The organism is Micromonospora sp. DT231 (genome assembly GCF_049847025.1).
Classification (GTDB): domain Bacteria; phylum Actinomycetota; class Actinomycetes; order Mycobacteriales; family Micromonosporaceae; genus Micromonospora.
Genome location: NZ_JBNCNO010000018.1, coordinates 1 through 13050, shown reverse-complemented (window position 1 = coordinate 13050; position 13050 = coordinate 1). Strand labels below are relative to the sequence as shown.

Genomic DNA, 13050 nt, shown 5'->3' with positions numbered 1-13050 from the left:
CCTCGCACCCGCCCGCCGGCACCCGGCCGGCTCCTACGGGGGCGGGCGCAGCGCGGCCAGGTCCCGTTCGATCACCGAGGCGAGCAGGTCGGGGCGGGTGACGTTGAGGTGGTGGCCGCCGTGCTCGACGAGGACCAGGCGCCGCTGGGGCAGGAACAGATCCCAGTTGCCGACCGCCGCCGGTGATCGTCGCGGCGCGCCCGGCGTCGTGCAACAGCCGGCCGATGTCGGCCGCCTCCTGCTTGCTGAGCAGTCGCATCCGCTGGTATTTCAGCAGCCGCGCCTTCTCCACGGCGATGTGCCACGGCAGCAGGTGCTGGCGGGCGAGGCGGGCCGCCGGTCGGTGGCCGAGCGGTGTCGTCGGGGTCATCGGCCCCTCCTCCCGTGTGTCAGCGGCCCGGATGACAGCGAACCGGGCATCCGGTGGTTCGTGCGAAGATTTCCGGCATGGCAGACACCGCGCCGGCGCTGGCCGGCATCCGTACCGCGATCGACGACCTGGACGCCGAGATCGTCGGCCTTCTCGCCCGGCGCGCGGACCTGGTCCGGCAGGCCGCCCCGCTCAAGACCGACCGGCAGGCGGTGCGGGCGCCGGAGCGGGTGGCGCAGGTGGTGGCCCGGGTCCGGGCCCTGGCCGGTGCGGCCGGCGCGGACCCGGACCTGATCGAGCGGATCTACCGCGGCATGATCCAGGCGTTCATCGACATGGAGACCGTCGAGCATCATCGCGTCTCCGGCGACTGATCGCCGCGGCACGGCATCATGCCCGCATCGGTGCGGCCCGAACCGCGACGCGACGGCTCGTCACCGTCTGCGGCGCGGCCACGCCGAGGGCGGCCACCGGCTGCGGCGTGCCGCCGGTGTCGAAGCGGGCCTGCACGGCCCGCACGAAGCCCCACAGCGCGGGGTCGTCCGGCAGACGCAGGCCGTCGGGGGTCTCGACCAGGGTGCCGGTGGCGATCCCGGCCGCCACGGCCTTGTCGCGCACGGCGGCGACGCCGGTGACCGCTACGGCGCCCCGGTGCACCGAGATCTCCATGAGCGGCTGGAAGCCCACGGTCGCCGACCTGCGGTCGGAGGCGGGTCCGGACAGCGATTCGAGCAGGTAGACGCGGGCCGCTCCGAAGATGGGGCGCAGGGCCAGACAGGCGGCGAGCGGGTTCGGGCAGGACACGGCGGTCTGCCGGGTCCGCACCTCGATGCGGGACGCGTCCGGTGGATCGGAAAAAGGCATGGGGGTCTCTCCGGAGAAATGCGAGGAATGGGCGGGGAAATGCTGCCGCCCACGGCGACCAGGACCGCGTACCGGCCGGTGTGCGGGGCGGGCGGCAACTCCAGGACGTGCCCGGGGCCGGCTAGGGCGCGGGCCAGCACGATCCCGGACGGCAGCCGGTCCGCGGCGATCTCCACCTCGCCGACCACGGTCTCCACCTGTGGGTAGAGGAACCGCACGGCCGCCGCCGGATACCCGGCCGGGCCGGGCTCCGGGCGCTCCCCGAGGGCGAGGGACGCCGCCGCCAGCGCGGCGTCCGCGCCGGTCACCAGACGACCGAGGTACGAGATCAGGTCACCGCCGCTGCGGGCGGCCAGGATCCGGGTCTCGTCCCAGCAGACGATCGCGTCCGGGGCGAGCCGGCGGGCCTGCTCGGTCATCCGGTCCGCGTCGAGCGTGTCGATCACGGTGTGACCGGCCGCGTGGGCACTCTCCCAGGTGGGGTTCGGTGTCGACGAAGAGCCAGACCCGGTGGTGGGCGCCGACCGACTCCAGCATGTGCGAACGGGTCTCCCGGTCCATCGGGCAGACCACGATCAGCAGGGGTGAGGTGGACATGGCGGTTCCTTTCAGCCGTGGACGACCGCGCTGCCGGCCGGGAACAGCTCCCGTACGGCGGTGATCGCCGCGTCGAGCCGCTCCCGGTCCAGCCCCGGCACGCCGAAGGCGTAGAAGATCGGCTGGGTGGTGCCGTCGTCGATCCGGGTCCGGTGGTCGGGTCCCTGGAAGACGGAGGCGATGATCCCGGCCCCGTCGCGGATCACCGGCTCACCGGCCCGGCACACCACGTCACCGCGCATTCCCGCGAAGGTCTCCCCGTCCTGGGCGAGGTCGAGCAGGAGGTCGCCCCGCATCCCCGCGGCGTCCTGGACGCCGAGCAGCACGCCGGTGCTCATCTCGGCGTAGAGCAGCGCGCGGACGAGCGACGGCACCGGGGGCAGGCCCTTGCGCCGGGTGCCGGCGAGCTGGCCGGGCAGGGGACAGCGGTGACCCTCGGCCCGGAAGAACGTGTCGGCCGCCGCGACCGCCCGCTCGATCCGGTCCGCGTCCCGCTCGACCGTCGCGGCCACGTCCAGGGCAGCCGCCCTGGTCGGGAAATCGGCGTCGATCACCACGTCCGTGATCATGGCGAATTGCAGATCCGGGAATCGGTCACGCAACGTGGCGCTTCGCTCGGCCTTCATATTCCATTCCGTTCCATTGACTGGGACAACTGACATGCATTCCGCGACGACGTGCGGCGGAGGAATAAAATTCAGCGCGAACCTGTCTTGCAATCGCCGGAGGGTGCCTGGTGGTCCGAATCGCGCTTCGGTCCTCTTTCCATCGCCGAGGCTCGCGGTGGCCGTTGCGCAGCCAGATAGGGATACCCGGACGTGCCGCCGGATGCGGCCGCGCCCGCCGGCAGATACCCCGGATCCTGCCGCCCCGCGAGCTGCCTGGTATGGAAGGCACGCCACGCGCGTATCCGCTGGTCCAGGGTGACGATCTCATCGCGCAGGCCCCGCTCGGCCGGGCTGTCGCCGAGATCGGCCACCACCGGCCAACTCGAACTCCAGTCGTCCCTCCAGGATCCGGCGGAAGACCAGACAGACGTGCGCGCGCTCGGCCGGTGTGGCGGTGTTGCCCTGCGACCCGCAGCAGGTGGCGCACCAACCCGATCGACGCGTACTGCTCGTAGCGGGGTTTGTCGTGCGTGAGCAGGGAGATGTCCGACCAGGACTCTGCCGGTGTCCGGGGCGACGGAGCGAGTAGTCCGTACGAATCCGTACGCCCGGCGCCGCCCACGGGGAAAGGCACGCCGATGAACGACGACACCAGCCGCCCGCCGACGCCCGGCCCGGGCCAGCCGCGGTCCGTCGACGAGTTCGTCGGCGCCCTGAAGAGCCTCTGGAACTGGGCGAACATGCCGTCGTACCGGGTTCTCGCGAAGCGCATCTCGGCCGACCCGGAGGCCGTCGCGGTCTCGCACAGCACGGTCGCCGACATCTTCAAGACCGGCCGCCGTCGCCTCGACATCGACCTGGTCGTCCGGCTGGTCCGGGCGCTGGGGCTGGACCCCGCCCAGGTCGCCGCGTGGCGCGACGCGTGCATCACCGCGCATGCCGCCACCCAGCGTTCCGAGTCGGTCGAGGCGCTGCGTCAGCTACCCCACGAGCTGGCCGGGTTCGTCGGCCGCGAGCCGCAGATGGCCGGCCTGCGCTCGTGGATCGACGAGGCCGGGCACTCCCCACACCCGCTTGTGGTCGTGGTCGAGGGCATGGCCGGCATCGGCAAGACCCAGTTCGCCATCCGGGTCGCTCACGAACTGATCCGCGACGGCCGGTACGCGGACGTGCAACTGTTCACCAATCTGCGCGGCTTCGACAGGCAGCGCGCCCCGATCGACCCGGGCGAGGTGCTCGACTCGTTCCTGCGGCGCCTCGGGGTGCCCGGCTCCCGCATCCCGGCCGACCTCGACGGGCGGGCCGCCATGTATCGCGACCGGCTCGCCGGGCGCGAGGCGATCGTCGTGCTGGACAACGTGGCGAACGAGGAGCAGGTGCGTGATCTGCTGCCGACCAGCCCGTACAGCCTGACGATCATGACGAGCCGGCGCAGCCTGGCCGGGCTCTCGCACGTACGCCAGATCGCGCTGCCCGCGTTCAGCCCGGACGAGGCGCTGCGGATGCTGCGCACCACGGCCAGCGCCGACAAGGTCGCCGACATGCGCGCCACCACCGAGGTCGCCGAGCTCTGCGGCCACCTGCCGATCGCGGTCGCGCTGGCTTCGCAACGCCTGCGGGCACGCAGCTCGTGGACCGTGCAGAACCTGGTGGAGTACCTGCGGACGCACGGGCTGGACGGGCTGTCCGCCGGCGGCAGCACGGTCCGCGCCGTCTTCGAGCTGTCCTATCGCGAGTTGGACGACGAGCAGAAGCGGCACTACCGGCTGCTGGCCCTGCACCCCGGCGACGCGCTGACCCCGGGCTCGGTGGCGGCGCTGACCGGGCTGACCCCACCGGCCGCGCAGGCGTTCCTGGAGTCGATGCTCGACCAGAACCTGCTGCAGCAGCGCGGGCCGAACGCGTACGACTTCCACGACCTGCTCCGGGCGTACGCGCGGGACCTGGCCGTGCGGGAGGACGAGCCAGCCCGGGACGCGGCGCTGGCCCGGGTGTTCGACCACTACGTGGCCACCGCGGCGGCGGCGATCCGGGAGCTGTACCCGTACCGGTGGCTGCCGGACCGGGGCACCGGGCCGGCCGACTACTTCCCGCACCCGGACGCGCTGACCTGGCTCGGTGAGGAGAGCACGAACCTGCTGGCGGTGGCGAGCGCGGCCGGGCCGGAGCGGGTCGTCGACATGGCCGCGATCCTCGGACACCACCTGCAGGCCGGCGGGCACTTCGGGGCGAACGAGCAGCTGCAGGTCGCCGCCGCCGAGGCCGCCCGGAAGCTGGGTGACCTCGCCGGGCGCAGCACGGCCCTGCTCAACCTGGGGGCCAACTATGCCTGGACGAGCTTCCACACCGAGGCGCTGAGCTGCCTCGATGAGGCGCTGCGCGGATTCCGGGAGCTCGGCGACCGGCAGGGCGAGGCCGACGTGCTCAGCACGCTCGGGCTCTGCCACGACATGTCGAGCCAGTTGCTGGACGGCGTGCAGCACTACCTCGCGGCACTTGCCGTCTTCGCCGAGCTGAACGACCAGGCCGGTGAGGGTCGGGTGATGTGCAATCTGGGCTTCGCCTACGAGCGTCTCGGCCGCTACGAGGAGTCGCTGTTCTGGTCGCGGCAGGCGGTGGACCGGCTGCGGGCGATCAACGCACGGGTGGCCGAGGGCCGGGTCCTGACGAACGTGGGGCGCAGCCTGGCCTGGACCGGGCGGTTCGAGGAGGCGATCGAGATGTTGGAGCAGGCCCTGGAGATCGGCCGGTCGACAGGCGACCGTACCGGGGAGGGCGCGGCGCTCAAGGGGCTCGCGTTCGTCCACGAGCGTGCGGGGCGACCGTCCCGCGCTATCCCGCTGCTGCAACAGGCCCTGGAGACGTTCGACAGTACGGGCAACCGCGCCGACGAGTGCCGGTCGCTGAGCCGTACCGGCGCCTGCCTGCTCGACCTGGGCGAGGTCGTCGAGGCGATCGCGGTGCTGACGCGGGCCCTGGACGCGAGCCGGGTGATCGCCGACCGGGTGCTGCAGGCCGAGGTGCTCAACAGCCTGGGCGTGGCGCTGCTCCGTACCGGCCACCCGGATCAGGCCCTGGAGTGCCATCGGGAGGCCGCCGAGCACACCGCGCGTACCGGCGACCGGCACGAGGCGGCGCGGGCCCAGCGGTACCTGGGCGACGCCTACGCCGAGCTGGGCGACCCGGTTGCCGCCCGCGAACACCGGGAGCGGGCCGTGCACGAGTTCCGTGCCCTGAACCTGCCGGAGGCGGACCTGGTCCAGGGCGCCGTCGACCGGGCCGCGATCGGCGACGCCTCACCGGGGCGCGCCCGCCCGCGGCCGCTGACGGCAGTCGCCCACCCACGGAGGGACCTCCGTCACTGATCAGCCCGTGGGGCGCCCGGACGCCGGGGAGGCACCGGACGCCGCCACGCGCAGCTCGGCGAAGGCCAGGCCCAGGGTGACCGGGGTGAAGTGCGCGTTCAGGCCGCTCGGGTTGGGCAGCACCCACAGTCGGGCGCCGGCCAGCGGCTCCGGTTGCGGCCCGAAGGTGGCCTTCGGTCGTCGGAAACCGATCCGGTACGCGGTCACCCCGACCACCGCCACCCAGCGCGGTCGGTACCGGGCGACCTTGTCGGTCAGGATCGCCGCGCCGTCGAGGAGTTCCTCGGTGCTCAGCTCGTCCGCGCGGGCGCTGGCCCGGGCGGCCATGTTGGTGATGCCGAGCCCGAGCGCGGGCAGCTCGTCCTGTTGGCTCGGGTGCAGCAGACGGGGGGTGAACCCGCCTCGGTGCAGGGCGGGCCAGAACCGGTTGCCGGGCCGGGCGAAGTGCCAGCCCGTGGCGGCCGACCAGAGGCCCGGGTTGATGCCGACGAAGAGCACCGTCAGTCCCGGCGCGAGGACGTCGGGAATGGTCCGGTCGGCGGCCGCCGCCAGGTCCGCGCGACTCGGCCGGACCGAACCGGGCGTCACCGGCCGGGCAACTCGGGCCCGCTCGGCTGTCACAGCCCGCGCAGCGCGCCGCCGTCGACCGGCAGGGTGATCCCGGTGAGGTAGCTCGCGGCGGGGGAGAGCACGAACGCGGCCACCCGGCCGAACTCGGCGGGGTCGCCGAGGCGGCGCAGCGGGATGCTGGCCTCCGCGGTGGCCTGGGCCTGCTCCGGGTCGCCGGTCGCGGCGAAGAGTTCCCGGTTGCGGTCGGTCAGGATCCGGCCGGGCAACAGCCCGACCACCCGGACCCCGCGCGGGCCGTAGTCGTCGGAGATGTCCTTGGCCGCGCCGACCAGGCCGGGCCGTAGACCGTTGGAGATGCCCAGGCCGGGCACCGGCCCGCGCGCCGAGGTGGAGAGCACCAGCCCGATCGCGCCGCCCTCGGGCAGCGCGGCGGCGATGGTGCGGACCGCACGGATGGTGCCCAGGAAGACCGTTTCGAAGGAGAGCCGCCACTGCTCGTCGGTGATCGCCGCGGCGTTGCCCGCCGGTGGGCCGCCGACCGAGATCAGCGCGCCGTCGAGCCGGCCGAAGTGCTCCCGGGCGGTGGCGACGAGCTGCCCCGGGGTCTCCGGGTCGGTCAGGTCCGCGGTCACCCCGACGGCGTGCTCCGGGCCACCCAACCGCTGCGCGGCGGCGGCCACCGCCTCCGGATCCCGGGCCGAGAGCACCACCCGCGCACCGTCGGCGACCAGGCTCTGCGCGGTCGCGTAACCCAGACCGCGGGAGGCGCCGGTGAGCACGTACACGCGGTCGGTCAGTCCGAGGTCCATGACTCCGATCTTGCCGCATCCGCTACGGCGTCGCCAGCGAGGTCGGATACCCGTGGGGCGGGGCGCAGCAGGCGTACCCGGCCGGCGATCTGCACCGCGACGGCGCCGCCGGCGCGGCCCACCGCCGGCGCCCGGCGCGGGCGCGGCGCCCGGAGCCCGTCGTAGCGCAGGCGCGCCTCCCGGACGGCCAACTCGTCGGCGGCCACCGGGGGGAGCGCCTGCTTGTCGTGCAGCTCGCGGGCCAAATCCCAACCGTCGCGCAGTGATCCGGCGGTGGGTCGCCGGGCGGCCCAGTCGGCGAATGTGGTCGACCATCCGGGGCCGAGGCCGGCGGCGAGCAGTGGCCAGTGCCGGGCCACCTCGCCGGCCCGCTTGCGCAGCAGGGCCGCGCGGGTGGCGGCCAGCGGGCCCGGCGCGAACCCCGCTGGCGGCTTACCCCCGGCGACAAGCGCCGCGACCAGTTCGGCCTGCCGCTCGGCGAGCCCCGCGCGGGGCGTGGGCGCGGCGTCGCCGTCGGGTGGGCCCGTCATGTCACGGCCGGGAAGCCCGCCGCGGCGGCCAGGGCGTCCAGTTCGGCGCGCAGCTCGGTGGCCGGCGGGTAGTGCCCGTCGCGCTCCAGCAGCAGCGCCGGCGGTCGCCGTCGGGCGCAGAGCGCCTCGACCAGCTCCAGCACCACCGCCGGCACCGCGTCGGTGTGGGTGTCGTGGTAGAACCCGCCGTGCTCCGCGCCGCCGGCCACGTGGGCGTACGCGACCCGCTCCAGCGGCAGCCGGTCCAGCAACGCCAGCGGGTCGGTGCCCCGGTTGCGGGCGTTGGCGTGCACGTTCGCCACGTCCAGCAGCAACAGCGCCCCGGTGCGGTCGAGGATCTCGGTGAGGAAGTCCGCCTCGTCCAACTCGTCGTCGGGCCAGTCGACAAGCGCGGCGATCGGTTCGAGCGCGATCGGCACCGGCAGCTCGGCCTGTGCCCGTGCCACGTTTGCGCAGACCGCGGCGACCGCCTCCCGGCTACGCGGCAGCGGCAGCAGGTGCCCGGCCTCCAGGCCGCCCGCCCGGACGAACGCGATGTGCTCGCTGACCAGCGGCGCGTCCAGCCGGTGCGCCACCGCGGCCAGGTGCGCGACCCGGGCCGGGTCGACCGGCTCCGCGCCGCCGAGGGAGAGCCGCACCCCGTGCGGTACGACTGTCACCGCGCGTTCCCGCAGCTGCGTCAGGCCGGGCGGGAGCGGCCCGGTGGCGGACACCGCCTCGGCCACCACCTCGACGAAGCGCAGCCCCGGCAGCTCGGCCACGAAGCCGGCGATCTCCGACCGCCAGCCGATGCCCACCCCGGACGGCCCGGTCATCCGCCGCACCCGCCGCCACCGCCGCAGCCGCCACCTCCACCACCGCAGGAGCTGCCGCCATCGGAGCCACCGCCGGAGCTGTCGCCTCCGCCGCCCCAGCCGTCGGAGCCGCCCGTCGAACCGCCGCTGCTGGAGATGGCCTGGCGCTGGATCTCGGCCTGCTCGGCGAAGCCGGGGTCGAGCGCCCAGAGCGAGGCGGTGCCGTACAGGGCCACGCCCATCGCCGCGCCGGCCGCTCCGTAGGTGGCGTAGGCAGGCGCGGAGGCGGGTTCGAGGTGGGTGTGCTGGCGGCGGACGTCGCGCAGCGCGGCGCGTCCGGCCCTTGTCTGCAGGGGTGCCCGGCGCAGCACCAGCACGATGGCGAGGAGCGAGACCAGGGTCAGCAGCAGGTAACCGACCGGGTGACCGTTGACCAGTCCAGCGATCAACCGGAACACACCGAGGACCAGCAGGATGGCCAGGAACGCGATCCAGAAGCCGTAACCTTCCCGCTGCCTGTGGTTCGTCAGCAACCCGCGCTGCTCCAGGTCTTTGCGGATCTGGTCCAGCGCGGAGCGTACGTGGCGGTGCTGCCGCAGGTCCCGGACCCGCGAGTGGTGGTGGGCGGCCCAGTGGATGCCTTGCTCCAGCGGCGTCAGCCCGGACGGCGTGGCGCCGACGGTGGTCAGCCGGCGGTCCGGTCGCACGGCGATCGCACCGCCGCCGCGCAGCCCGCCCAGCGCGGCGTTCATGGCGAGTTGGGGGCCGCCGTTGAGGTACGCGACCTGCTGCGGCCCGAGCGGATCGTGGGCGGTCCGCCCCGGGGCGGTCAGCGGGCGGATCCGGTAGTAGGCCACGACCGCCACCGCCACGGCGGCCGCCAGGAGGTAGTACCGGAGGAAGGTCGGGCCGGGGATGCCCCAGGTGTCGCTCGACGCGGCGATGACGATCACTGACTGCTCCTGTCGCCGGAGGGATCGGCGGCCCCATTGTGGAGCAGCGTCGCCACGGTCGGCGGACCGGTGCCCACCCGGTCAGGGACGGCGAACGGCCTCCTCGACGAGATCGAGCACCGGCCCCAGGTCACCGGCCGGTCGGCCCATCGCCAGGTGCAGCACCAGGCCGTCGTAGGCCAGCTCCAGGAACTGGGCCAGCACGTCGATCGGGACGTCCTCGCGCAGCACCCCGGCGTCGCGCTGGCGCGCCAACCGGTCCCGGGTCGCCTCGGCGATCGCGGCGGACCGCTCGGCCCAGCGCTTGGCGAACGCCGGGTCGGTGCGCAGCCGGCGGGAGACCTCCAGTTGGCTGCCCAGCCAGCCGGTGGTGTCCGGCGACATGGCGCGGGCGAGCAGGTCGCGCATCACCTGCACCAGACCGTTGCGGGCCACCGTCTCGACCATGGCGGCGGCATCGTCCTCGGCGACGGCCAGGAAGAGTGAGTCCTTGTCGCGGAAGTGGTGGAAGATGGCGCCGCGGGACAGGCCGGTGGCCTCCTCGAGGCGGCGTACTGTCGCTCCCTCGTAGCCGAGCCGGGCGAAACACGCCCGCGCGGCGGTGAGGATCTCCTGCCGGCGCGCGTCGAGCTGGTCCTGGCTTACTCTGGGCACGCGTCGATCGTCGCAGGTCACCCCGGGGCATGCAAACCGTACGTACGGCTTGGAGCGTCGCCGTCTACCATCGCCCGGTGACCCCGCCCCGCACCGTGCCCACCGCCCCGCTGACCGTGGCCGCCGTCCAGGCCACGCCCACGCCGGGAGACGTCGCCGGAAACGCGGTCGCCGCCGCCGACCTGGTGCGCCGAGCCGCCGACCGGGGCGCCCGGGTGGCCGTCCTGCCGGAGCTGTTCCTCTGCGCGTACCACCCGCCGACCCTCGCCGCCGACCCGGCCGGCACGGACGTCACGGCCGATCCGGCCGGTGACGTCGCGGATCCCCGGCTCGACCCGCTGCGCGTCGCGGCGCGCGAGGCCGGCGTCAGCGTGCTCGTCGGCGCCGCCGCCCGGCACCCGGACCGGCGGCGGACCATCGCCGCGCTCGTGGTCGACCGGGCCGGCACCGTCCGGGTCGGGTACGACAAGCAGCACCTGTGGGGCGACGAGCGCGAATTGTTCAGCGCCGGCGATCGGGGCGCCACGCTGCTCGTCGACGACTGGCGGCTCGGCCTCGGCATCTGCTACGACGGCTGTTTCCCGGAGCACGGCCGGGCCGCCGCCCTCGACGGCGCGCACGCCTACCTGTGCCCCAGCGGATACCTGGCCGGCTCCGAGCACCGCCGGGACCTCTACTACGCCGCGCGAGCCCTGGACAACACGATGTTCGTGGTCTTCGCCAACGCGGTCGGCGGCGTCGACCCGTGGCGGTTCAACGGCGGCGCGGCGATCTACGACCCGCAGGGACGGGTGCTCGACCGGGGCGCCGACGACGGCACGGCGGTGCTGGTGGCGACGCTGGACCCGACCGTGCTCGCGGCCACCCGGTCGGCCCATTCGATGCTCGCCGATCGGCTCGCGGACCAGGGCGGCCCTCGGTCGTCGATGTCCGGCTGAGCACATCGTCAGGTCGGTACCCGCAGGATCTGTTGGCGGACACGTCGGTCCCGTAGGGTGCCCGAGTGCCACTGCTCCTGCTGGACCTGGACAACACCCTGCTGGACCGCGCCGGGCCGTTCCGCCGCTGGGGTGAGCGCTTCCTGGACGGCATCGGAGCGCCCCCCGCCGACATCGACTGGCTGATCTCGATCGACGCCGACGGGTTGACCGACCGCTGGGATCTCGCCGACGCCATCCGGGACCGCTACGAGCTGCGCATCCCCTCGATCGACCTGGTGGAGGACCTGCACGACGGGGTGGTGGCGCAGACCCGGCTCGACCCGCTGACCGCCTGCGCGCTGCGGATCGCCGACGACGCCGGCTGGGTGCCGGTGGTGGTCTGCAACGGCACGGTACGCGTCGACGACGCCAAGATTCGCCAGACCGGCCTGGACCGCTACGTCGCCGACTGGGTGATCTCCGAGGAGTGCGGGGTCAGCAAGCCCAACCCGCGGATCTTCGCGCTCGCCGCCCAGCGGGTCCGGATGCCGCTGCGCGGCGCCTGGGTGGTCGGCGACAGCCCGGAGGCGGACATCGGTGGCGCCGCCGCGGTCGGGCTGCCCAGCGTCTGGCTGCACCGGGGGCGCAGTTGGTCGGACGTCCGGTTCGCGCCCAGCCGCACCGCGGACGGGCTGATCGCCGCGGTCGCCACGATCCTGGCCCGCTGACGCCGCGCGGGCGCGGCCGGTAATGCTGACGCCGCGCGGACGCGGCCGGTAATGCTGACGCCGCGCGGACGCGGCCGGTAATTCGGTTGACCGGCCGACGCGCCGCGGTGAGCATTGTCGGCGCATGGTGCATCCCGGGCAGGTGTCCGGTCGAGAGAAGAGGAGGTCGGCCATGGCCGTCTTCGCAGGTCACCTCCAGCTGCCTTTCTCAGCCTCGACCAAGGGAACCTCACCACAGTGCGCGATCACGACCTTCCGGCGCTGGAGCGCCGGAGCCGCGGCAAGAGCCGCTTCGACGACGACGAACCACAGTTTCTGAAACGCGGGCGGCACGCCGAGCCGCCCGCGGACCCGGACAGCGACCCTGACCCGGACACCGGCGAACGCTGGTCGTCCTGGGACGACGCCGTCCACGGGCCCCAGCCGCACCCGGGCTGGCTGGTCACCGAGTTGGCCGCCAAGGACACCGAGTTGGGTGTGCTGAAGACCGGCAAGGAGGCGGACGTCCACCTGGTCCGCCGGGCCGTGCCCGACACCGACAGGTCCTGTCTGCTGGCGGTCAAGCGCTACCGCGACCCCGAGCACCGCCTGTTCCACCGCGATGCCGGCTATCTGGAGGGCCGCCGGGTGCGCCGCTCCCGGGAGAACCGGGCCATGGCCAGCCGGACGGCGTTCGGCCGGCAGATGATCGCCGGGCAGTGGGCCGCCGCCGAGTTCGCCGCCCTGGCCCGGCTCTGGGAGATCAGCGCCGGGCACGACCGGATCGCCGTGCCGTACCCGGTGCAACTGCGGGGCACCGAGCTGATGCTGGAGTTCGTCGGTGACGCCGAGTCGGGGGAGGCGGCACCCCGTCTGGCCCAGCTGCGACCCGGTCCGGCCGAGCTGCGCGACCTGTGGGCGCAGTTGGTGGAGGCGCTGCGGGTGCTGGCCCGGGCCGGCTACGCGCACGGCGACCTGTCGCCGTACAACCTGCTCGTGCACCAGGGGCGCCTGGTGGTGATCGACCTGCCGCAGGTGGTCGACGTGGTGGCGAACCCGCAGGGGCCCGAGTTCCTGGCCCGTGACGTGCGGGTGGTCGGCGCCTGGTTCGCGGCCCGCGGTCTGCCCGCCGAGCAGGTCGACCCCGGCACGTTGACAGGTGAGCTGCTGGGCGAGGCGGGTCTGCGCTGATCGGAGCGGGGGGGGGGGCCCCGCCCCCCCCCCCCCCCCCGCGGGCCTGGTCCCGGTCGCGTTCGGCCTGGGCGCGCAACGCCTCGGCGGCGCTGACGTCGTGGCGCGCCTGGTCGCG

14 protein-coding genes are annotated in these 13050 nt (G+C 74.1%); 5 read left to right on the top strand and 9 right to left on the bottom strand.

What is annotated here, in order from left to right; genetic code table 11:
* Positions 1-447: 447 nt before the first annotated feature.
* Positions 448-744 (top strand): chorismate mutase, encoded by a 297-nt coding sequence (locus tag ACPXBU_RS31590; protein WP_393362920.1) that lies wholly within the window; start codon positions 448-450, stop codon positions 742-744.
* 16 nt (positions 745-760) lie between these two features.
* On the opposite strand, the gene ACPXBU_RS31585 is transcribed toward ACPXBU_RS31590, so the two are convergent.
* The 3 genes from ACPXBU_RS31585 to ACPXBU_RS31575 form a co-directional block, all read right to left on the bottom strand.
* Complete coding sequence (locus ACPXBU_RS31585; protein WP_425761001.1) at positions 761-1234, bottom strand: hypothetical protein; 474 nt, start codon at positions 1232-1234, stop codon at positions 761-763.
* A gap of 608 nt (positions 1235-1842) precedes the next feature.
* Complete coding sequence (locus tag ACPXBU_RS31580) at positions 1843-2457, bottom strand: hypothetical protein (RefSeq protein WP_425761000.1); 615 nt, start codon at positions 2455-2457, stop codon at positions 1843-1845.
* A gap of 71 nt (positions 2458-2528) precedes the next feature.
* Positions 2529-2813 carry a hypothetical protein gene (locus ACPXBU_RS31575; protein ID WP_425760999.1) on the bottom strand — a complete coding sequence of 95 codons (285 nt, stop codon included), beginning with the start codon at positions 2811-2813 and terminating at the stop codon, positions 2529-2531.
* 264 nt (positions 2814-3077) lie between these two features.
* On the opposite strand from ACPXBU_RS31575, the gene ACPXBU_RS31570 reads away from it, so the two are divergent.
* The gene (locus ACPXBU_RS31570; protein ID WP_425760998.1) at positions 3078-5804 is read left to right on the top strand and encodes a tetratricopeptide repeat protein; all 2727 of its coding nucleotides are present in this window, start codon (positions 3078-3080) and stop codon (positions 5802-5804) included.
* Here the strand turns inward: ACPXBU_RS31570 and mug are convergent, their stop codons facing one another.
* The 6 genes from mug to ACPXBU_RS31540 all read right to left on the bottom strand — a co-directional run bounded on the left by mug (position 5805) and on the right by ACPXBU_RS31540 (position 10114).
* Entirely contained in the window at positions 5805-6425 is a 621-nt protein-coding gene (gene mug / locus ACPXBU_RS31565; RefSeq protein WP_425760997.1) for a G/U mismatch-specific DNA glycosylase, read from the bottom strand. It lies immediately after the preceding gene.
* The gene (locus ACPXBU_RS31560; RefSeq protein WP_425760996.1) at positions 6422-7183 is read right to left on the bottom strand and encodes an SDR family oxidoreductase; all 762 of its coding nucleotides are present in this window, start codon (positions 7181-7183) and stop codon (positions 6422-6424) included. The genes mug and ACPXBU_RS31560 overlap by 4 nt, the downstream gene beginning before the upstream one ends.
* Positions 7168-7713, bottom strand: a complete 546-nt coding sequence (locus ACPXBU_RS31555) for a hypothetical protein (protein ID WP_425760995.1) — start codon at positions 7711-7713, stop codon at positions 7168-7170. The genes ACPXBU_RS31560 and ACPXBU_RS31555 overlap by 16 nt, the downstream gene beginning before the upstream one ends.
* Complete coding sequence (locus ACPXBU_RS31550; RefSeq protein ID WP_425760994.1) at positions 7710-8528, bottom strand: DUF692 domain-containing protein; 819 nt, start codon at positions 8526-8528, stop codon at positions 7710-7712. The genes ACPXBU_RS31555 and ACPXBU_RS31550 overlap by 4 nt, the downstream gene beginning before the upstream one ends.
* Positions 8525-9460, bottom strand: a complete 936-nt coding sequence (locus ACPXBU_RS31545; protein WP_425760993.1) for a TIGR04222 domain-containing membrane protein — start codon at positions 9458-9460, stop codon at positions 8525-8527. The genes ACPXBU_RS31550 and ACPXBU_RS31545 overlap by 4 nt, the downstream gene beginning before the upstream one ends.
* Before the next feature lie 81 nt (positions 9461-9541).
* A complete protein-coding gene (locus ACPXBU_RS31540) occupies positions 9542-10114 on the bottom strand; it encodes a TetR/AcrR family transcriptional regulator (protein ID WP_357069874.1) in 573 nt (190 codons plus the stop codon).
* A 77-nt stretch (positions 10115-10191) separates the two neighbouring features.
* On the opposite strand from ACPXBU_RS31540, the gene ACPXBU_RS31535 reads away from it, so the two are divergent.
* The 3 genes from ACPXBU_RS31535 to ACPXBU_RS31525 all read left to right on the top strand — a co-directional run bounded on the left by ACPXBU_RS31535 (position 10192) and on the right by ACPXBU_RS31525 (position 12932).
* Complete coding sequence (locus ACPXBU_RS31535; protein ID WP_425760992.1) at positions 10192-11052, top strand: carbon-nitrogen hydrolase family protein; 861 nt, start codon at positions 10192-10194, stop codon at positions 11050-11052.
* A gap of 65 nt (positions 11053-11117) precedes the next feature.
* Complete coding sequence (locus tag ACPXBU_RS31530; protein ID WP_393362898.1) at positions 11118-11762, top strand: HAD family hydrolase; 645 nt, start codon at positions 11118-11120, stop codon at positions 11760-11762.
* 237 nt (positions 11763-11999) lie between these two features.
* Positions 12000-12932 (top strand): RIO1 family regulatory kinase/ATPase, encoded by a 933-nt coding sequence (locus ACPXBU_RS31525; protein WP_393362895.1) that lies wholly within the window; start codon positions 12000-12002, stop codon positions 12930-12932.
* Positions 12933-13050 lie beyond the last annotated feature (118 nt).